We start from the raw sequence: 20,155 nt of genomic DNA on the forward strand, positions 1-20,155 counted from the left end.
TGTGTGTTTTTTTGTTATTATTTTTTCATGTATTGATGCAGAAAATTGTCCAAGTTTGCTCCTCTAAGGTTTTTCGCAAGAATAATTCCATTGCCATCAATCAAAAAATTGGCTGGAATTGAATTAATTCCAAACTTGTTTGAAGTAGGAGAATGCCATCCCTTCAATTCACTAACGTGATATTTCCAATTCAATTTATCTTTAGAAATGGCTGCTTTCCAGCTAGCTAATTTTTTATCCAAAGAAAAGCTATAGATTTCGAATCCACTGCCATTTTTAAACTTGGTGTTTTTAAATTGATTGTATGCATTTACAAGAGTTGGATTTTCTGCTCTACATGGAGGACACCACGATGCCCAAAAATCAACCAAAACAACTTTGCCTTTTAAATCACTTAATTTTAAGTCTTTTCCATCAATTGACTTCGCAACTATATCAGGAAGTTTATCTCCAACATTGAAGCCTTCTTTGGCTCCTTTCGATTTGTCGCCTGCATAGGCTGAGACTGAGAATAAAAATGCTAACAGTAGAAATGTATATTTAAACTTTTTCATATGTGTTTTAATTAACTATTAATAATCTTTCTAATTTGTAGAACCAAAATAGGTATATCCAATTATTTAAACTGTTAAGGAATAGTTAATTAACAATTCTTTTGATGTTTGCTCCAATGGCATTCAATCTTAAATCAATGTTTTCGTAACCTCTGTCAATCTGATCGATATTGTGAATAGTACTCTTTCCTTCAGCTGATAAGGCGGCAATTAATAAGGCAACTCCTGCGCGAATATCAGGTGATACCATGGTGGTTGGGCGCAATTGGTTTTCCTGATTTAAACCAATTACAGTGGCACGGTGTGGATCACAAAGAATGATTTGTGCACCCATATCAATTAACTTATCCGTAAAGAACAAACGACTTTCGAACATTTTTTGATGAATCAATACGCTTCCTTTGGCTTGAGTAGCTACGACTAAAAATACACTCAATAAATCTGGGGTTAATCCTGGCCAAGGAGCATCGGCAATGGTTAGAATTGAACCGTCAATAAAGGTTTCTATTTCGTAGTTTTCTTGCTTAGGAATAAATATATCATCGCCTCTAAGCTCCATTTTTATTCCTAGTCGTTTAAAGGCATCAGGAATCATTCCCAACTCTTTATAGGCAACATTTTTAATGGTGATTTCAGATTTTGTCATGGCAGCTAAACCAATAAAACTACCAATTTCAATCATATCTGGTAGAATTTTGTGTTCACAACCTCCTAGTTTTTCAACACCTTCAATTTCAAGTAAGTTTGATCCAACTCCAGTTATTTTTGCTCCCATTGAAATTAACATCCTGCATAATTGCTGAATGTATGGTTCGCAGGCTGCATTGTAAATGGTAGTAGTTCCTTCGGCCAAAACTGCAGCCATAATGATATTGGCTGTTCCGGTTACCGATGCTTCATCAAGAAGCATATAGGTTCCTTTTAGCTTTTTTGCTTCAACTCGATAAAAGTTTTCACCTTGATTAAAATTGAATTCTGCACCCAGTTTTTGAAATCCAATAAAGTGAGTGTCTAATCTTCTTCGACCAATTTTATCACCTCCTGGTCGAGGAATGTATCCTTTTCCAAATCGAGCTAAAAGTGGACCGATAATCATGATGGAACCACGAAGAGAAGATCCTTTTTTAACAAATTCAGGCGAATTTAGATATTCTAAATCTACATTTTCGGCTTTAAAAGAATAGCTGTTCTTTGATTCTTGAGAAACCTGAACTCCTAAATCTGATAAAAGTTCTATTAATTTATTTACATCAAGAATGTTGGGTATGTTATGGATTGTAACTTTTTCGTCGGTTAATAATGTTGCACAAAGAATTTGTAAAGCTTCATTCTTTGCTCCTTGTGGAGTTAGTTCACCTTTTAGTGATTGACCTCCAATTATTTCGAAAGTGCTCATTTGGTCTGTGTTTTGGTGTGAATGATAGCTTAAAGATAACCATAAAAGCGAAGGAAAAAACGGAAATATTAAGCTTGTGAATAAAAAAGCCGGTTAAAAAACCGGCCTTTTGTAATTATCTATTTTTGTTGTGTTTGCGATGATCGTTTCGATGTCCACCACTATGCTTTTTACGCGGCTTATTTTTCTGTGAGAAATCTTTATCTCTGGCTTCGCGTAACTTTAGTTCTTCAGGAATAACCAACTGTCCATTTGAAAGTTCCACAATATCTTGAAAAATTTTATCATCAGGAACACTGTCCTTGTTCCAGTTGATGAAAGATTTTTTCATATGATTTGCAATCATTAAGATCAAAGCATCTTTTTCTTTTTGCTCTTCAATCTCGATTGCCTTGGCAATTAAAGATTCAATTGTTTTACCGTAGTGACGATACTTAATTCGTTCGTTTTTATATGGAACTTTTTCTGGTTTTTCAGACAGTTTCTCTTTAGTGGGAGTTTCAAAAGGAGAATCAATATCCAATTTAAAATCCGACATCAAAGCAAGGTGATCCCAAAGTTTATGTCTGAAATCGCTAACATCTCTTAGGTGTGGATACATGTTACCCATAACAGCGATAATACTTTTGGCTACTTTATTTCTTTCGTCTTTGTCTTCCACAGTAAGAGCAAAGTCAACCATTTTCTGAACGTTTCGCCCATATTCAGGAAGTACAAGGTGTTTCCTGTTCGAATTGTAATCCATTTATTCAGTTGTGTTAATTACGGTAATCAATCTCTATTATATAAAAGGTAAGCTGCGTTGATTCAACACAATACGTACCAAAATAAAATTGAAGTCTGTTTCTTAATAATTCGTAGTGACTAATTCTGATTTGTCGCTTATTTTATTGAAGTAAATAAGAATTTTAAACGATTCGTTTTTGGTAATCGACAAACTTAGAAAGTCTTAGAACTCATTGCAAATGTATATGTTTTCTTTAATCATTACAAATTGTGAGAGAATTATCCTACAATTTTAAGTTTCGCAAATTTAAGTAGCAGTTGCTTTTGTCCAACGGTTTTAAAGAAGACAGTTGCTTTAATATTCGGTTTGCTTCCTTCCAATTGCAACACTTTACCTTTCCCAAATCGTTGGTGTTCAACTACCATTCCAGGTTGAATTGAATCAGGATCCGAAGGCGTAAAGTTTGGATCGACATTTTGATTTCTACTTTGCTTGATACGTGAAACCGGCTGATTTAGTTTAGGTTTAGCCGAAAAACTTCTTTTTTGTTGAAATCTACTTGGTGAATTAGGAACTTCGAATTCGGTGGTGCTTTGGTAATTGTCACGACCATTTCCAGAGAACTCTGGTTCTTGTTCATATGTATACTCCACAAACCTTTCGTCAATTTCTCGAATAAATCTACTTGGTCGGGGATAACTCATATTTCCCCATTTGTATCTCGATTTTGCGAACGAAAGAGTTGCTTTTTTCTCTGCACGAGTTAAGGCAACATAGAATAGTCTTCGTTCTTCCTCAAGTTCTTGTTGTGTGCTTGTTGCCATTTGCGAAGGAAACAATTCCTCTTCCAAGCCTACAATGTACAAATGTTTAAATTCCAATCCTTTTGCTGAGTGAATGGTCATCAAGGTCACCTTATCTCGATCTTCATCTTTTTCGTTATCCTGATCCGTTAGCAAGGCCACATCTTCCAAAAAGTTTGGCAAATGCAATTCGCGCCCTTCTTCCAATGCATTCTGAGTAAATTCCTGGATACCATTCAGTAATTCTTGGATGTTTTCATGTCGTGAAACTCCTTCAGGAGATCGGTCGTTGTACAATTCTTTAATGATTCCGGTTGAGTTAGCTATGTTATTGGCCAAATCGAAAGCGGTTTCGGTTTCCAATTGAGCTTGAAAGCCTTTAATTAGATTGATAAACCTCGCAATTTTTGAGATTGTACCTGCATTTAATCCATAAGGGCGCTCATGTAAACCGCATATAATATCCCACATGCTAACCACATTTTGAGCTGCAGCATCTTGCAGTTTTGCAATGGTGGTGGCACCAATTCCACGTTTCGGATAATTAATTACCCTTTTTATAGCCTCTTCGTCGTGTGGATTTACAGCCATTCTACAATAGGCCAAAAGGTCTTTAATTTCTTTGCGTTGATAGAAAGACAATCCACCATAAATTTTATAAGGAAGATTCAGTTTTCGTAAGGACTCCTCGAAAATTCTCGATTGAGCATTGGTACGATATAGAATTGCAAAATCTTGATAAGCACAATGCGATCGCATTCTGGTTTCGAAAATGTCATTCGTAATCAAGTAACCTTCTTCATGGTCGGTTAAGGCTTTTATAATTCTAATTTTATCACCTTCTTCATTATCCGAAAATGATTCTTTCTGAATCTGACCTTTGTTCTTATGAATAATGCTATTGGCAGCATTTACAATATTCTGAGTAGAACGGTAGTTCTGTTCCAGTTTGTATAGCTGATAATTTGGATAATCGTTTCTAAAGTTCAGAATGTTTTCAATTTTTGCACCACGAAAAGAGTAAATACTTTGAGCATCGTCGCCCACAACACATATATTCTTGTGTTGCTCTGCCAATTTTTTCACGATTAAGTATTGTGCGTAATTGGTATCCTGGTACTCATCTACCAACACGTATTTGAACTTATCTTGATATTTGGCTAATATTTCCGGAAAATCTCTGAATAAGATATTGGTTTGCATAAGCAAATCATCAAAATCCATAGCATTAGCTTGTTTACACCTTTGTGCATACCTACTGTATATTTCTGAGATACGTGGTTTTCTTGCTTCTGCATCAGCTTTTTGAGCTTTCGCATTGTTGGCATAGGCTGCAGCGGTCACCAAATTATTTTTAGCCGATGAAATCCGATTCTGTACTTCGTTAGGTTTATATACTTTATCATCTAGCTGCATTTCTTTGATGATGGCGCGATAAAGATTACGCGAATCCTGCGTGTCGTAAATGGTAAAGTTCGAATCGAAACCTAAATGTTCAGCTTCGTATCTTAAAATTTTAGAAAAAATAGAGTGGAATGTTCCCATCCATAAGCTTTGTGCCTGCTCCTGTCCAACCACATTGGCAATTCTGTCTTTCATTTCGCGAGCTGCCTTGTTGGTAAACGTTAAGGCCAAAATCGAATAAGGACGAACACCCTGATTCAACAAGTGAGCAATTCTGTATGTAAGTACTCTGGTTTTTCCCGATCCGGCACCAGCAATTACAAGCGATGGTCCGGTGTAATTTTCAACAGCTTCTTTCTGAACAGGATTTAACTCATTCAAATATTCCATTCTAACAATTCTTTATCTGTAAATTTTGAGTGTCAAAAATAACACTTGTATATTAATATTGAATTCTTTTTGAGAATTAAGACTTAAGTTATACCAATTATCGAGGAAATACAGTCTTGGTATAATGCCGATAGATATTTAAAACTCAATAATAAACCTAGTGAAATTATAAAGAAATCTTAAATACTTATCGGTATTAATTCATTAATATGGAAAAAACGGCTTAATTTTTTTTAATATTGTAAATCAAGATAAGCTAAATTAAATGTCCCAAATAAAGATGATAATCAAATCCGATTTTAGATATTCCGTTAAGTTTCTTTTTGCTTTTGTTGTAATTTTTTCTGCGATATTAATGGAGAAAGCAAATGCCCAGATATCTGCCGATAAGGCTAGTTACAGAACGCTAACTGAGTATACAAGTACAGCAAACGATTCAATTTTTGTGTTTTGTGATAATATAGGAACTGGCATTGGAGAATTGAGAGCTGATTCTCCGGATGGTACAAATGGTTGGACTTTTGCTTGGACCAAGTGGGATGCAACTGCAAATGATTTTGTAACCAATCTGGTTACGGAAGCAAATCAGAGTTTCTCCATATTGTCAAATCTAACAGATGGAAGATATCGGGTAGTAATGACTAAAAGTGGTGAAACCGATGTTACAAGTATTGCATGGGTTTTAAATAATAGCAATGCAGACCCGGTTCTAACTTTTAGCCGAATGAATTGTGATGGGGTATATTTTGCAGGTTCATTTTCAAAGAAAGATTTGCAATATCAGGATGTTCCAAATGCAAACCAGATAAATGTAAAGGTTGATGATAGAGTGAGATTTTCTCTACAAAGAAATGGAGAGGAGAAGCAAGGGACTCCATTTGTAGCTTATGACGGATCTGAGAAGGACCTTTTCGATAATGAAGCCTATGAAGGAGATGAAACTTACCAGTTGGTTGTAACAGATCAATATGCTTGTGAATTTACATCCAGTTCAATAATATCTAATACCTATGTGGTTAAAGCTGATTTTTCTGTTGCCCCGGATTCTGGTGAAGCTCCACTTGAGGATGTGATATTTACGAATAACTCTATTAATGCTACTGATTATAAATGGTATTTGTATCAGGATTACGACAGATTGCCTGAGGAATTGACAAGTGTTGAAGATAGTTTGTTGACTGATACGATTTTACTAGATAAAGATTTGGCTCCTTATACATATCAATATTCGGGAAAGTATCAGGTTAAACTAATTGTTACATCGGACAAAGGACCTGAGGTTTGTATGGATGAAATGATGCTAAGTACTCCAATTGTGGTAGATACTTCTTTGGTTCAAGTTCCGAATGTATTTACGCCAAATGGCGATGGTAGGAATGACATTTGGAAAGTTAAGACTCAATCCTTGTTTTTGGAAAGCTTTCATGCAATTGTTTTTAACCGATGGGGAAGAGTTGTGTATGAATGGAGAAATCCAGAAGATGGTTGGAATGGAAAAGTAAATGGGAAAATGGCTACACCAGGAACCTATTTTTATGTGATTACGGCTGTAGGAAGAGAAGAACCTCAAAAAAAATATACCAAGAAAGGTTCCTTTATGCTGATAAGGAAATAATAAATATTTGACTTATACTTAAAAATAAAAGTCTAGACTTGTGATGAAAAAGGTCTGGACTTTATTTTTATCAGGTCTTGATGTTTTTCAAAAAAGTCTTTATTTTTTTGCTCTGTATGATTTGGAGTGGGTAGTTTAAAAAGTCATATAGTCTAGAAGTTAAAAGATGCTTTCTGCTTTCTTCGAACGGGATTGGTGAGCATTGAAAGTACAAACCTTCACACTTACCTGTGAAGACCATCTCATATTATTTGGTAAGATTCTGAGCGCAGGTAGGATAATTGTGTTCATTAAATGTACTCACTATATTCCATATAGAAAGATTTTTTTATAAGGTCAAGACCTTTTTTGTTCCAATATTTTATTGGATAATCATTCTCACAAAAAAACCGCCTCGAAAGTGAGACGGTTCTAGGTATATACTTAAAAATACAATTATGCTTCAGCTGTTTCTTCTTCGTAAGCAGCTAGTAATTCTTCCTGAACATCTCCTGGAACTTTTTCGTAACCATCAAATTTCATAGAGAACTGAGCACGACCACCAGTTAATGAACTCAAAGAAGTTGAATAACGGTTCATTTCCTTCAATGGAACTTTAGCAAGAATCTTCTGGAATCCTTTTTCAGCTTCCATACCCATAATCATAGCTCTACGAGTTTGAAGATCACTCATTACATCACCCATTCTGTCTTCAGGAACCAATACTTCTACATCATAAATTGGCTCAAGAATTTTAGGACCAGCATTTTTAAATGCAGTGCTAAATGCGTGGCGACCAGCTAATTTAAACGAAATTTCATTCGAGTCTACTGCGTGCATTTTACCATCGTAAACCACAACACGAATATCACGTGCATATGAACCGGTTAATGGACCTTCATCCATTTTTTCCATTACACCTTTAAGAATAGCAGGCAAGAATCTGGTATCGATAGCACCACCAACAATACAGTTGCAGAAAACTAATTTTCCACCCCAATCTAGTTCATGCTCTTCCGTACCTCTTAAATTTACTTTAAGTTCTTTGCCATTTACATTGTACATTGCTGGATCTGGCATCCCTTCAGTGTAAGGCTCTATAATCATATGAACTTCACCAAACTGTCCAGAACCACCAGATTGTTTCTTGTGTCTGTAATCTGCCTGAGCAAGTTTGGTAATGGTTTCACGATAAGGGATCTTAGGATCAAGGAATTCAATTTCCATCTTATCGTTGTTCAGCAATCTCCACCTTAGAGTATTCATGTGGAATTCACCTTGTCCGTGAAGGATGATTTGTTTTAACTCTTTCGAATACTCAATAATAATGGTAGGATCTTCTTCGTGAATGCGATGTAATAATTCTCCTAATCTTTCTTCATCACCATCTTCCTTAGCTTTAACAGCAGTTCGGTATTTTGGTTCTGGGAATTCAATTTCTTTATATGTGAAATCACAATCTTTACCATTTAAGGTATGATTGTTTTTAGTGTTTTTCAATTTAACGGTTGCTCCGATATCTCCGGCAACAAGTTCAGAAACTCTTTCCCTGTTTCGTCCTGCTACCAAATACAATTGAGATAATCTTTCTTTAGTGCCATTGTTGATGTTGTTTAAATCATCACCTTCCTTAACACTACCAGAAATTACTTTAAAATAACTCACTTCACCAATATGAGGTTCCATTGATGTTTTAAATACAAATAGCGATGTAGGAGCATTAACATCACATTTAGCTTCTCGGCCACTTATAGTTGGAATAGCAGGCATTTCTGTAACGAATGGAACGATATTGCCAATGAATTCCATTAAGCGGCGTACACCCATGTCTTTTTTAGCTGAAATGCAGAATACAGGGAAAAGATCACCAGCGATCATTCCTTTTTTCATTCCTTCACGCATTTCATCTTCAGTAAGAGTTCCCTTATCGAAATACAATTCCATAAGAGCTTCATCATTCTCAGCAGCCGATTCTACCAATTCATTGTGTAGTTCATCAGCCTTTTCTTTTTCCGAATCAGGAATGTCTAGAATTTGTGGCTCTCCACCGTCTGGTCCCCATTGGTACATTTTCATTTTAAGTACATCCACAACCGCGTTAAAGTTTACGCCAACGTTTACGGGATACTGTACAATTGAAACTTTGTTGCCAAAATTAGTCTTTGCTGATTCTATTGATTGTTCAAAATTAGCTTTGTCGTGGTCTAACTGATTCACTACAAAGATTAGAGGCGTATTTAATGCGGCTGCTCTTCTACCAATAATTTCGGTACCAACCTCAACACCATGCTGGGCATTGATAAGCATTAAACCAGTGTCGGTTACATTTAAAGCGGAAATTACACCTCCAGAAAAGTCGTCAGCACCTGGAGTATCAATAAAGTTGATTTTCTTTCCCAACCATTCTGTATACAATATTGTTGAGAATACAGAGTTGCCATATTCGTGTTCTACAGGATTATAATCAGAAACGGTGTTATTATCTTCCACGTTTCCGCGTCTTGTAATAACACCGCCTTCAAACAACATAGATTCGGCAAGGGTAGTTTTACCCGAGCCGGCGTTGCCAATGAGGGCGATGTTCTTAATTTCGTTTGATTGATACACTTTCATAATCGTATTTTTTTGGGTTTATATAAAATAAGTATCAAAAACCGGGAGTTAGGTTAGTGCCCGGCTTTAGGTTTTAAGGCTTACCAAATTAATTAACTTTTTAATAAGATACAATATACATTGTGTCTATTTGTGGAAAATAATTGACATGCAGGAATTTTGGTCGTATTTTTGTCTTTATCCCACGATTTTTCGATGGAGTGTAGGGGTGAGTCGGAACTTATTTAAAATCAGTTGATTTTTTTATTTGATCACTATTTGACTTTTAAAAGGGTTTTCTTACCTTTGTGCGCTGATTTCAAGGGGATTTTTGCAAAAATCAACATAACGATTGTTGTTTTTAGTAAATAAATAATACCTTTGCAAACCAATTTGTTAAAATATATTTAATTAAAAAGTAATTGTTAATATGCCTACAATTCAACAGTTAGTTCGAAAAGGAAGAACCAAGCTTCAAGAGAAGAGCAAGGCTCCAGCGTTGGATTCTTGTCCTCAAAGAAGAGGGGTTTGCGTGCGTGTGTATACCACTACACCTAAGAAGCCTAACTCAGCAATGCGTAAAGTTGCTCGTGTTAGATTGACTAACGGAAAAGAAGTGAATGCTTACATTCCAGGTGAAGGACACAATTTGCAAGAACACTCTATCGTATTGATCAGAGGTGGTCGTGTAAAGGACCTTCCAGGGGTAAGATATCACCTTGTTCGTGGTGCTCTTGATGCTTCAGGGGTAGAAGGTCGTATGCAACGTCGTTCTAAGTATGGTACTAAGAGACCAAAGAAAAAGTAAAATCTAGTTTGTAACTGTAGGAGTTATAGTTTATGTGTTGTTCCCACTTGGTTGAGTAAATAGTCGAGAGATTGTTGAAGACGCACTTGGGCAGCTAACATACGAATAGCTCGTAAACTAAAAGAAATGAGAAAATCAAGACCTAAAAAAAGAATCTTGTTGCCAGATCCAAAATTTAATGATGTTTTGGTTACAAGATTTGTAAATGACTTGATGATGGACGGTAAGAAAAATCTTGCGTTCAAAATTTTCTACGATTCATTAGAGATCGTTAAGTCTAAAACTGAAAAGCTTGAAAAATCTCCACTTGAGATTTGGAAAAAAGCTTTGGAAAACATTACTCCAGCTGTAGAGGTTAAATCTCGCCGTGTAGGTGGTGCTACCTTCCAGGTTCCAATGGAAATTCGTCCAGAAAGAAAAATGTCTATTTCTATTAAGAATATGATTCTTTTTGCTCGTAAGAGATCTGGTAAGTCTATGGCTGAAAAATTGTCTGCAGAAATTATTGCTGCTTTCAATGAAGAAGGTGGAGCTTTCAAGAAGAAGGAAGATACTCACAGAATGGCTGAAGCTAACCGTGCTTTCGCTCACTTTAGATTTTAATAAAATTGTTTAAGCAATTTGTAGAGGACAAAGAAAATGGCTAAGAGAGATTTAAAATTTACCAGAAACATTGGTATCATGGCACACATCGACGCCGGTAAGACAACAACTACCGAGCGTATTTTGTATTATACTGGTGTATCTCACAAAATTGGTGAGGTTCATGATGGTGCTGCTACAATGGACTGGATGGAGCAAGAGCAAGAAAGAGGTATTACAATTACTTCTGCTGCTACTACTTGTTTTTGGAACTACGATAGCAAGAAGTATCAAATTAACATTATTGATACCCCAGGTCACGTTGACTTTACTGTAGAGGTAGAGCGTTCTTTGCGTGTTCTTGATGGTGCTGTTGCATGTTTCTGTGCAGTAGGAGGTGTTGAAGCGCAGTCTGAAACAGTTTGGAGACAAGCTGATAAATACAAAGTGCCTCGTATGGGTTTTGTGAACAAGATGGACCGTTCTGGTGCTGACTTTTTCAAAGCTGTACGTGAGGTAAAAGAAAAATTAGGAGCTAATCCTGTACCTATTCAAATTCCAATCGGATCAGAAGAGAACTTCAAAGGTGTAATCGATTTGATTACAATGAAGGCTATTGTATGGTACGATGATGAAAATGGTACTAACTATACTTTAGAAGAGATTCCAGATCACTTGGTAGCTGATGCTAACGAGTGGAGAGAGAAGCTTGTTGAAGCTGTTGCTGAGCAAGACGAGGAGTTGTTGGAGCGTTTCTTCGAAGATCCAGATTCAATTACTGAAGAGGAGATGTTGGCTGTTATCCGTAAGGCAACTATTGCTATGGATATCGTTCCAATGTTGTGTGGTTCTGCATTTAAGAATAAAGGTGTTCAGCGTTTGTTGGATGCAATTATTACTTATATGCCATCGCCACTTGATATTGATGCAATCGTAGGTACCGTTCCTGGTTCAGACGAGGAGGTTGTTCGTCAGCCAGATGTTGAAGAGCCACTTGCTGCTTTAGCATTTAAAATTGCTACTGACCCATTCGTAGGTCGTTTGGCATTTACTCGTGTATACTCTGGTTTCATTGATGCTGGTTCATACGTGTTCAATACTCGTTCAGGTAATAAAGAACGTATTTCTCGTATTTACCAAATGCACTCAAACAAGCAAAACGCTATCGATCGTGTAGAAGCTGGTGATATTTGTGCTTGTGTTGGTTTTAAAGATGTTCGTACTGGTGATACTCTTTGTCAAAAAGAAAATCCAATCGAGCTAGAATCTATGGATTTCCCAGATCCGGTAATCGGTATCGCTGTTGAGCCATTGACTCAAAAAGATGTTGATAAATTGGGTATGGCTCTTGGTAAATTGGCTGAAGAGGATCCAACATTCCAGGTTAAAACTGACGAAGATTCAGGTCAAACTGTAATCTCAGGTATGGGTGAGCTTCACTTGGATATTATTATCGACCGTTTGAAGCGTGAGTTTAAAGTAGAATGTAACCAAGGTGCACCTCAGGTAGCTTACAAAGAAGCTATTACTGGTACTGTTGAACACCGTGAGGTATTCAAGAAGCAGTCTGGTGGACGTGGTAAGTTTGCTGATATTCAATTCCACATTGGCCCAGCTGATGAAGAATTCGAAGGTGAAGGATTACAATTCATCGATCAAATTAAAGGTGGTAACATTCCTAAGGAATACGTTCCTTCTGTTCAGAAAGGTTTCGAAGAAGCTATGAAGAATGGTGTGTTGGCAGGTTACTCTGTTGATCGTTTGAAAGTTACTTTGTTTGACGGATCTTTCCACCCAGTTGACTCGGATCAATTATCATTTGAGATGGCTGCTAAAATGGGATTCAAGGCTGCATGTGCTAAAGCATCTCCAGTATTACTTGAGCCTGTTATGAAGCTTGAGGTAATTACTCCAGAAGAATACATGGGTGACATCATCGGTGACTTGAATAAGCGTCGTGGTCAGGTTGAAGGAATGGAGTCGAAGCATGGTGCTCGTGTTGTAAATGCTAAAGTACCTTTGGCAGAGCAATTCGGTTATGTTACTGTGTTGAGAACCTTATCTTCAGGTCGTGCAAACTCTTCTATGGAATTCTCTCACTTCGAGGAAGTACCTAAAGGTATCGCTAAAGAAGTTGTTGAGAATGCAAAGGGTAAAGTTGAATTATTATAATTATATCATCGTATAATATCTAAATAAGATGAGCCAAAAAATTAGAATTAAACTGAAATCTTACGATCACAACTTGGTTGACAAGTCGGCTGAGAAAATCGTAAAAACAGTTAAGGCTACAGGTGCGGTTGTTAGTGGTCCAATTCCACTTCCAACTCACAAAAGAATTTTTACTGTTCTTCGTTCTACTTTCGTGAACAAGAAATCAAGAGAACAGTTTCAACTTTCTTCTTTCAAGCGTTTGATTGATATTTACAGTTCTACTGCGAATACAATTGATGCTTTGATGAAGCTAGAGTTGCCTAGCGGTGTAGAAGTTGAAATTAAAGTTTGATAATCTAGTAAGATTTATTTTTAAAAAGTAAAGAGAAATGCCAGGATTAATTGGAAAAAAAATCGGAATGACTTCCGTTTACAGTGCCGAGGGAAAAAATATTCCATGCACTGTCATTGAGGCAGGTCCATGTGTTGTAACTCAGATCAAAACTGTTGAGACTGATGGTTACGAAGCACTTCAGTTGGCTTTTGATGAAAAGAAAGAAAAGCGAACAACTAAGGCGCTAGATGGGCACTTTAAAAAGGCAAACACAACTCCTAAGAAAAAACTAGTGGAGTTTTCAGATTTTGAAAACGAATACCAGTTAGGAGACGTTATCGACGTTGAATTATTCGAAGACACTCCATATGTGGATGTTAGCGGAGTTTCAAAAGGTAAAGGTTTTCAAGGGGTAGTAAAACGTCATGGTTTTGGCGGAGTAGGTGGACAAACACACGGTCAGCATAACCGTTTACGTGCGCCTGGTTCTATTGGTGCTGCATCTTACCCAGCTCGCGTATTTAAAGGCATGAGAATGGCCGGTCGTACGGGTGGGGACAACGTGAAGGTTCAAAACCTTCAGGTACTTAAGGTTATTAAAGAGAATAACCTATTGTTAGTTAAAGGATCTCTTCCAGGGTCTAAAGGTTCATACGTAATTATTGAGAAGTAATGGAATTAGCGATTTTAAACACAGCTGGAGAAGATACTGGTAGAAAAATTGAATTAAATGATTCAGTTTTTGGCATCGAACCAAATGAGCATGCTATTTACCTAGACGTTAAACAATTTTTGGCGAACCAACGTCAGGGAACTCACAAATCGAAAGAAAGAGCTGAGATCTCTGGTAGTACTGCCAAAATAAAGAAACAAAAAGGTACCGGTACTGCACGTGCTGGTAGCATCAAGTCACCTATCTTCAGAGGGGGTGGACGCGTATTCGGTCCTCGTCCAAGAAACTACGGTTTCAAATTGAATAAAAAACTGAAGCAGTTGGCTCGTAAATCTGCTTTAACGATCAAAGCTCAAAACGATGCTTTAATGGTAGTTGAAGACTTCAATTTCGAAGCTCCTAAGACAAAAGAATTTGTTAATATTCAGAATAGCCTAAAAGTAGCTGATAAAAAAGTACTTTTAGTTTTATCTGAAGATAATAAAAACATATATTTGTCTTCTCGTAATTTGAAGAATGTTAACGTTGTTCGTGTTTCGGACCTTGCAACTTACGACATTATGAAAGCTTCAACTTTGGTGTTTGTAGAAAGTTCTGTAAAAGGACTTGATGAAATGTTTAAACTAAACTAAGTTTAAAAAAATGGATATTTTAATTAAGCCAATCGTTACTGAGAAAATGACTGAGCAAAGCGAAAAATTTAATCGCTTTGGTTTTGTTGTTAATCGTAGAGCGACAAAGATCGATATTAAGGCAGCAGTAGAATCAATGTACAATGTTAAAGTGGCATCTGTTAATACCATGAATTATCAGGGTAAAAAGAAAAGCCGTTTTACGAAAGCAGGTGCTATTGAGGGAAGAACTGCGTCTTTTAAAAAGGCGATCGTTACTTTAGTTGAAGGTGATAATATAGATTTTTATAGCAATATTTAATTAGAAAATGGCTGTACGTAAATTAAAACCTGTAACTCCTGGTCAAAGAAATAAGATTCTAAATACCTTTGAGCAGGTAACTACAGACAAACCTGAGAAATCATTGTTAAGACCAATGAAGAAAACCGGTGGTAGAAATAACACTGGTAAGATGACAATGAGATATATAGGTGGTGGTCACAAGAGAAGATATCGAGTTATTGATTTCAAAAGAGACAAGGACAATGTTCCTGCAAAAGTTGTTTCGATTGAGTACGATCCAAACCGTACTGCACGCATCGCATTGCTTGTGTATGCTGACGGTGAGAAACGTTACATCATCGCTCCAAACGGACTTGAGGTAGGACAAACTTTGCTTTCTGGTGAAAAAGTAGCTCCAGAAATCGGAAACTCAATGCCATTATCTGATATCCCATTAGGTACAATAATTCACAATATTGAATTAAGACCCTCTCAAGGTGCTGTGATGGCTCGTAGCGCTGGTGCATATGCTCAACTTGTTTCAAGAGAAGGCAAATATGCAATGATCAAATTACCTTCTGGAGAAGTTAGAATGATCCTAGTAACTTGTAAAGCAACTATCGGAACTGTTTCTAATACTGACCATGCGTTAGAAAGAAGCGGTAAAGCTGGTCGTACTCGTTGGTTAGGAAGAAGACCTCGTGTTCGTGGTGTGGTAATGAATCCAGTTGATCACCCAATGGGTGGTGGTGAAGGTAAATCTTCAGGTGGACATCCACGATCTAGAACCGGTGTATTAGCTAAAGGGTTCAAAACTCGAGCTAAGAAAAACGCTTCTAATAAGTATATTGTAGAAAGAAGGAAAAAGTAATTTGATTAATTAGATTGTTATGAGTCGTTCATTAAAAAAAGGCCCTTTTATCGATTTCAAATTGGAGAAACGAGTATTGGAGCAAAATGAGTCAGGAAAAAAATCTGTGATTAAAACCTGGTCAAGACGTTCTATGATCTCTCCGGATTTCGTAGGTCACACAGTTGCCGTTCACAACGGAAACAAATTCATTCCAGTTTATGTTACTGAAAATATGGTAGGTCATAAATTAGGTGAATTTGCGCCAACTCGTACTTTTAGAGGTCACGCTGACAAGAAGAAAAAATAGCGTGAAGCGTTTTAATTAACATTTTGAATTTGTAAAAATGGGTGCAAGAAAAAGAATAAGAGCAAACCAAATAAAGGAGGAAAAAAAGAGCAAAGCATTTGCTAGCTTGAAAAATGTTCCTACTTCGCCTCGTAAAATGAGACTTGTTGCCGATATGGTAAGAGGTATGGAGGTGAACCGAGCTTTAGATGTACTTCGTTTCAGTCCGAAAGAAGCATCGATTCGCGTAGAGAAACTATTGCTTTCTGCGATTGCCAACTGGCAAGCAAAGAACGAAGGTCAAAGAATTGAGGAAAATGAATTATTCATCAAAGAAATTTGTGTTGATTCAGCAAGAATTCTTAAACGTCTTAGACCAGCTCCACAAGGGAGAGCACATAGAATTAGAAAAAGATCAAATCATGTAACTATATTGTTGGCAAGTAAAACTGCTGAGAATACTAAAGAATAGTTAGAATGGGACAAAAAGTAAATCCAATTGGAAATAGACTAGGAATCATCAGAGGATGGGATTCTAACTGGTTTGGCGGAAAAAACTACGGCGATAAGCTTGTTGAAGATACCAAAATTAGAAAGTACCTAAATGCTCGTTTAGCTAAAGCAAGTATTTCTAAAATCATTATCGAAAGAACTCTTAAATTAATCACTATCACTATCAACACTGCTCGTCCTGGTATCATTATCGGGAAAGGTGGTCAAGAAGTTGACAAGTTGAAAGAAGAGTTAAAGAAGATTACAGACAAAGAAGTACAAATTAATATCTTCGAAATTAAACGTCCAGAAATGGATGCTGTAATCGTTGCTAATAACATCGCTCGTCAGATTGAAGGCCGTATCGCCTACAGAAGAGCAATTAAGATGGCTATTGCTTCTACTATGAGAATGGGTGCTGAAGGAATCAAAATTCAGATTTCTGGTCGTTTGAATGGAGCAGAAATGGCACGTTCTGAAATGTACAAAGAAGGACGTACCCCACTTCATACCTTAAGAGCTGATATCGATTACTGTCAAGCGGAAGCTTTGACTACTTACGGTTTGATCGGTATCAAAGTTTGGATCTGTAAAGGTGAAGTTTACGGTAAACGTGATCTTACTCCTAACGCTGGCATGAAAGATAGCCGTGGTCCAAAAGGAAAAGGTGGTTTTAATAGAAGAAAAAAGAAGTAGTCTTTAAATTTTAAAGAATTAGTACGATGTTACAACCAAAAAGGACAAAATTTAGAAGACAACAAAAGGGAAGAATGAAAGGTAACGCTGGTCGCGGTACTGAATTAGCATTCGGATCTTTTGGGATCAAGTCACTTGAAGAAAAGTGGATTACTGGTCGTCAAATTGAAGCTGCTCGTGTGGCAGTAACCCGATATATGCAGAGACAAGGTCAAATCTGGATTCGTATTTTCCCAGATAAGCCGATCACTAAGAAGCCTGCAGAGGTACGTATGGGTAAGGGTAAGGGTTCTCCAGAAGGATTCGTTGCTCCTGTTTCACCAGGAAGAATGTTATTCGAATGTGAGGGTGTTCCTTACGAAGTAGCTAAAGAGGCATTACGTCTTGCAGCTCAAAAATTACCTGTTACTACAAAGTTTGTCGTAAGACGTGATTATGTTGAAAGTTCAAATGATTAATCATGAAGAATTCAGAAATTAAAGAGTTAACAACACAGGAAATAGTAGAAAAGTTGGATGCTGAAAGAGCATCATTAACTCGCTTCAGACTAAATCACGCTATTTCACCTTTGGAAAATCCTTTGCAAATTAAGGAAACGAGACGCAACATTGCCAAATTGATGACAGAGTTACGTCAGAGACAATTAACTGAAAAGTAAAAAAGTGATGGAAAGAAATCTTAGAAAAGAGCGTATCGGGGTTGTGGTTAGCAACAAAATGGAAAAATCCATTACTGTTGCAGTTCACACAAAGGAAAAACACCCGATTTACGGTAAATTTGTGAACAAAACCAAAAAATTCACTGCTCACGATGAGGAAAACACCTGTAACGAAGGTGATACCGTAAAAATCATGGAAACCCGACCTTTAAGTAAAAATAAGAGTTGGAGATTAGTGGAAATTATTGAAAGAGCTAAGTAATCATGATACAAACAGAAAGTAGACTATTAGTAGCTGATAACAGTGGAGCAAAGGAAGTACTTTGTATCCGCGTGTTAGGCGGTACCAAAAAACGTTATGCTTCAATTGGAGATAAAATTGTGGTTACCGTGAAGAACGCTATCGCCGGTTCCGATATGAAAAAAGGAACAGTAACAAAAGCCGTTGTTGTTCGCACCAAAAAAGAGATTAGAAGACAAGACGGATCTTATATTCGCTTCGATGATAACGCATGTGTTTTATTGAACACTGCTGGTGAAATGAGAGGAACCCGTATTTTTGGACCTGTTGCAAGAGAGTTACGTGACACTGATATGAAGATCGTTTCTTTAGCACCAGAAGTTTTATAATCTTTGTAAACCTAGAACAATGAAGTTACATATTAAAAAGGGTGATACCGTTATTGTAAACGCTGGGGAATCAAAAGGACAGGAAGGTAAAGTATTAGAAGTTCTTGTTGACAAGCAACGTGCGATCGTTGAAGGTGTTAACATGATTTCTAAACACACCAAGCCAAACGCTGAGAATCCTCAAGGTGGTATCGTTAAAAAAGAAGCCTCAATTCACATTTCAAACTTAAATGTGAAAGATCCTTCAACAGGAAAAGCTACCCGTATTGGTAGAAAAGAGGGCGACAACAATAAATTAGTTAGATACTCTAAAAAGTCAGGGGAGGAGATTAAGTAATGAGCTATACACCGACTCTTAAAAAACAGTATGCAGAAGAAATCGTTCCTGCTTTAATGAAGGAATTCGATTACAAAACTGTAATGCAAGCACCTAAATTAACGAAGATAGTAATTAACCAAGGTGTTGGTTCGGCGATTGCTGATAAAAAAATACTTGAATTCTCTGTAAACGAGCTTACTGCAATTACTGGTCAGAAAGCTGTTCAGACCTTGTCTTCTAAAGATATCTCGAACTTTAAGTTACGTAAAGGTATGCCAATTGGTACTACTGTAACTTTACGTCGTGAGCGTATGTACGAATTTCTTGAAAAATTAGTTCGTGTTGCTTTACCACGTATCCGTGACTTTAAAGGTATCAAGAGTAAATTAGACGGTAGAGGTAACTATACTTTAGGTATCGAAGAACAAATCATTTTCCCTGAGATTGTTTTGGATAACGTAAACAAAATCATGGGTATGAACATTACCTTCGTTACTACTGCGAATACCGACGAAGAAGCTTATGCTCTTTTGAGAGAATTTGGATTACCATTTAAAAATCTAAAAAAATAAGACGATGGCTAAAGAATCAATGAAAGCTCGCGAAGTTAAGCGTCAGAAATTAGTTGAAAAATACGCAGCTAAAAGAGCTAAACTTAAAGAGGAAGGCGATTACATCGCTCTTAGTCGTTTGCCAAAAAACTCTTCACCTGTTCGTTTGCACAACAGATGTAAGTTAACCGGTCGTCCGAAAGGTTATATGAGACAATTCGGAGTTAGTCGTATCACTTTCCGTGAAATGGCTTCAGCTGGTTTAATCCCAGGAGTTAAGAAGGCAAGTTGGTAATCAAAATTTGTTTATCAGATTATTGTTAAATATTGTCCCGAGAAATCGGGATCAATTTAATTTTTTATTATATGACAGATCCAATAGCAGATTTTCTTACACGTTTAAGAAATGCGATCATGGCAAACCACAAAGTTGTTGAGGTGCCAGCATCGAACGTGAAAAAAGAAATGACAAAGATTCTTAAGGATAAAGGTTATATCCTTAACTACAAATTTGTAGACGATGGACTTCAAGGAGTAATTAAGATTGCTTTGAAATACCATCCTGAAACCAAAACTCCAGCAATCAAAGATCTTAAGCGTGTGTCAAAACCAGGTTTGAGAAAATATTGTGGAGCTTTAGAATTACCTCGCGTACTTAACGGTTTAGGTATTGCGATTCTTTCTACCTCTCAGGGAGTTATGACTGACAAAGAAGCTCGTCAGAAGCATGTTGGTGGTGAAATATTGTGTTACGTTTATTAATTA

At 36.9% G+C, this 20,155-nt stretch carries 25 protein-coding genes; 20 read left to right on the plus strand and 5 right to left on the minus strand.

The annotated features are described in order from the left end of the window. Nucleotides 1-17 precede the first annotated feature (17 nt). From M0051_RS01890 to M0051_RS01905, 4 genes are all read right to left on the minus strand, one after another. Entirely contained in the window at nucleotides 18-554 is a 537-nt protein-coding gene (locus M0051_RS01890) for a TlpA disulfide reductase family protein (RefSeq protein WP_306739857.1), read from the minus strand. Between the two features lie 85 nt (nucleotides 555-639). After that, nucleotides 640-1,950 (minus strand): UDP-N-acetylglucosamine 1-carboxyvinyltransferase, encoded by a 1,311-nt coding sequence (gene murA, locus M0051_RS01895; protein WP_306739858.1) that lies wholly within the window; start codon nucleotides 1,948-1,950, stop codon nucleotides 640-642. 115 nt (nucleotides 1,951-2,065) lie between these two features. Beyond that, nucleotides 2,066-2,695: a DUF4290 domain-containing protein gene (locus tag M0051_RS01900; RefSeq protein WP_306739859.1), complete on the minus strand. Its 630-nt coding sequence runs from the start codon at nucleotides 2,693-2,695 to the stop codon at nucleotides 2,066-2,068. Nucleotides 2,696-2,955: 260 nt separating this feature from the next. Beyond that, a complete protein-coding gene (locus M0051_RS01905; protein ID WP_306739860.1) occupies nucleotides 2,956-5,274 on the minus strand; it encodes an ATP-dependent helicase in 2,319 nt (772 codons plus the stop codon). 280 nt (nucleotides 5,275-5,554) lie between these two features. Between M0051_RS01905 and M0051_RS01910 the strand changes: the two genes are divergently transcribed. Beyond that, nucleotides 5,555-6,889, plus strand: a complete 1,335-nt coding sequence (locus M0051_RS01910) for a gliding motility-associated C-terminal domain-containing protein (RefSeq protein ID WP_306739861.1) — start codon at nucleotides 5,555-5,557, stop codon at nucleotides 6,887-6,889. Between the two features lie 435 nt (nucleotides 6,890-7,324). Here M0051_RS01910 and M0051_RS01915 read toward each other — a convergent pair whose 3' ends face one another. Then, entirely contained in the window at nucleotides 7,325-9,481 is a 2,157-nt protein-coding gene (locus M0051_RS01915; protein WP_306739862.1) for a translation factor GTPase family protein, read from the minus strand. Nucleotides 9,482-9,890: 409 nt separating this feature from the next. On the opposite strand from M0051_RS01915, the gene rpsL reads away from it, so the two are divergent. The 19 genes from rpsL to rpsH all read left to right on the plus strand — a co-directional run bounded on the left by rpsL (nucleotide 9,891) and on the right by rpsH (nucleotide 20,152). After that, nucleotides 9,891-10,268, plus strand: a complete 378-nt coding sequence (gene rpsL / locus M0051_RS01920) for a 30S ribosomal protein S12 (RefSeq protein ID WP_054714004.1) — start codon at nucleotides 9,891-9,893, stop codon at nucleotides 10,266-10,268. Between the two features lie 126 nt (nucleotides 10,269-10,394). After that, the gene (gene rpsG, locus M0051_RS01925) at nucleotides 10,395-10,871 is read left to right on the plus strand and encodes a 30S ribosomal protein S7 (protein WP_306739863.1); all 477 of its coding nucleotides are present in this window, start codon (nucleotides 10,395-10,397) and stop codon (nucleotides 10,869-10,871) included. Nucleotides 10,872-10,907: 36 nt separating this feature from the next. Then, nucleotides 10,908-13,022: an elongation factor G gene (fusA, locus tag M0051_RS01930; RefSeq protein WP_306739864.1), complete on the plus strand. Its 2,115-nt coding sequence runs from the start codon at nucleotides 10,908-10,910 to the stop codon at nucleotides 13,020-13,022. A gap of 28 nt (nucleotides 13,023-13,050) precedes the next feature. Continuing rightward, nucleotides 13,051-13,356 (plus strand): 30S ribosomal protein S10, encoded by a 306-nt coding sequence (rpsJ, locus tag M0051_RS01935; protein WP_110361030.1) that lies wholly within the window; start codon nucleotides 13,051-13,053, stop codon nucleotides 13,354-13,356. 37 nt (nucleotides 13,357-13,393) lie between these two features. Further along, nucleotides 13,394-14,011, plus strand: coding sequence for a 50S ribosomal protein L3 (gene rplC, locus M0051_RS01940; RefSeq protein ID WP_306739865.1), 618 nt, complete (start codon nucleotides 13,394-13,396; stop codon nucleotides 14,009-14,011). Next, the gene (rplD, locus tag M0051_RS01945) at nucleotides 14,011-14,643 is read left to right on the plus strand and encodes a 50S ribosomal protein L4 (RefSeq protein WP_306739866.1); all 633 of its coding nucleotides are present in this window, start codon (nucleotides 14,011-14,013) and stop codon (nucleotides 14,641-14,643) included. Before rplC ends, rplD begins: the two co-directional genes overlap by 1 nt. A gap of 10 nt (nucleotides 14,644-14,653) precedes the next feature. After that, complete coding sequence (gene rplW, locus M0051_RS01950; protein ID WP_120238562.1) at nucleotides 14,654-14,944, plus strand: 50S ribosomal protein L23; 291 nt, start codon at nucleotides 14,654-14,656, stop codon at nucleotides 14,942-14,944. Nucleotides 14,945-14,951: 7 nt separating this feature from the next. Further along, nucleotides 14,952-15,776: a 50S ribosomal protein L2 gene (gene rplB / locus M0051_RS01955; RefSeq protein WP_110361026.1), complete on the plus strand. Its 825-nt coding sequence runs from the start codon at nucleotides 14,952-14,954 to the stop codon at nucleotides 15,774-15,776. Nucleotides 15,777-15,795: 19 nt separating this feature from the next. Further along, a complete protein-coding gene (gene rpsS / locus M0051_RS01960; protein ID WP_110361025.1) occupies nucleotides 15,796-16,065 on the plus strand; it encodes a 30S ribosomal protein S19 in 270 nt (89 codons plus the stop codon). A gap of 37 nt (nucleotides 16,066-16,102) precedes the next feature. Beyond that, nucleotides 16,103-16,516 (plus strand): 50S ribosomal protein L22, encoded by a 414-nt coding sequence (rplV, locus tag M0051_RS01965; protein ID WP_110361024.1) that lies wholly within the window; start codon nucleotides 16,103-16,105, stop codon nucleotides 16,514-16,516. A gap of 5 nt (nucleotides 16,517-16,521) precedes the next feature. Further along, nucleotides 16,522-17,232 carry a 30S ribosomal protein S3 gene (rpsC, locus tag M0051_RS01970; RefSeq protein WP_110361023.1) on the plus strand — a complete coding sequence of 237 codons (711 nt, stop codon included), beginning with the start codon at nucleotides 16,522-16,524 and terminating at the stop codon, nucleotides 17,230-17,232. Between the two features lie 26 nt (nucleotides 17,233-17,258). Beyond that, nucleotides 17,259-17,690 carry a 50S ribosomal protein L16 gene (rplP, locus tag M0051_RS01975; protein ID WP_110361022.1) on the plus strand — a complete coding sequence of 144 codons (432 nt, stop codon included), beginning with the start codon at nucleotides 17,259-17,261 and terminating at the stop codon, nucleotides 17,688-17,690. 2 nt (nucleotides 17,691-17,692) lie between these two features. Beyond that, nucleotides 17,693-17,890: a 50S ribosomal protein L29 gene (gene rpmC / locus M0051_RS01980; protein WP_054714037.1), complete on the plus strand. Its 198-nt coding sequence runs from the start codon at nucleotides 17,693-17,695 to the stop codon at nucleotides 17,888-17,890. 4 nt (nucleotides 17,891-17,894) lie between these two features. Then, on the plus strand, nucleotides 17,895-18,152 hold the full coding sequence (gene rpsQ, locus M0051_RS01985) for a 30S ribosomal protein S17 (protein ID WP_369073411.1): 258 nt from the start codon (nucleotides 17,895-17,897) through the stop codon (nucleotides 18,150-18,152). A gap of 2 nt (nucleotides 18,153-18,154) precedes the next feature. Further along, nucleotides 18,155-18,520 (plus strand): 50S ribosomal protein L14, encoded by a 366-nt coding sequence (gene rplN / locus M0051_RS01990; protein ID WP_110361021.1) that lies wholly within the window; start codon nucleotides 18,155-18,157, stop codon nucleotides 18,518-18,520. A gap of 19 nt (nucleotides 18,521-18,539) precedes the next feature. After that, nucleotides 18,540-18,857, plus strand: a complete 318-nt coding sequence (gene rplX, locus M0051_RS01995; RefSeq protein ID WP_110361020.1) for a 50S ribosomal protein L24 — start codon at nucleotides 18,540-18,542, stop codon at nucleotides 18,855-18,857. Then, nucleotides 18,857-19,411 carry a 50S ribosomal protein L5 gene (rplE, locus tag M0051_RS02000; RefSeq protein ID WP_110361019.1) on the plus strand — a complete coding sequence of 185 codons (555 nt, stop codon included), beginning with the start codon at nucleotides 18,857-18,859 and terminating at the stop codon, nucleotides 19,409-19,411. The genes rplX and rplE overlap by 1 nt, the downstream gene beginning before the upstream one ends. Before the next feature lie 4 nt (nucleotides 19,412-19,415). Then, the gene (gene rpsN / locus M0051_RS02005; RefSeq protein ID WP_110361018.1) at nucleotides 19,416-19,685 is read left to right on the plus strand and encodes a 30S ribosomal protein S14; all 270 of its coding nucleotides are present in this window, start codon (nucleotides 19,416-19,418) and stop codon (nucleotides 19,683-19,685) included. Nucleotides 19,686-19,756: 71 nt separating this feature from the next. Continuing rightward, nucleotides 19,757-20,152, plus strand: coding sequence for a 30S ribosomal protein S8 (rpsH, locus tag M0051_RS02010; protein WP_306739867.1), 396 nt, complete (start codon nucleotides 19,757-19,759; stop codon nucleotides 20,150-20,152). Nucleotides 20,153-20,155 lie beyond the last annotated feature (3 nt).

The sequence above is a fragment of the Marinifilum sp. D714 genome (assembly GCF_030851345.1).
Lineage (GTDB): Bacteria > Bacteroidota > Bacteroidia > Bacteroidales > Marinifilaceae > Marinifilum.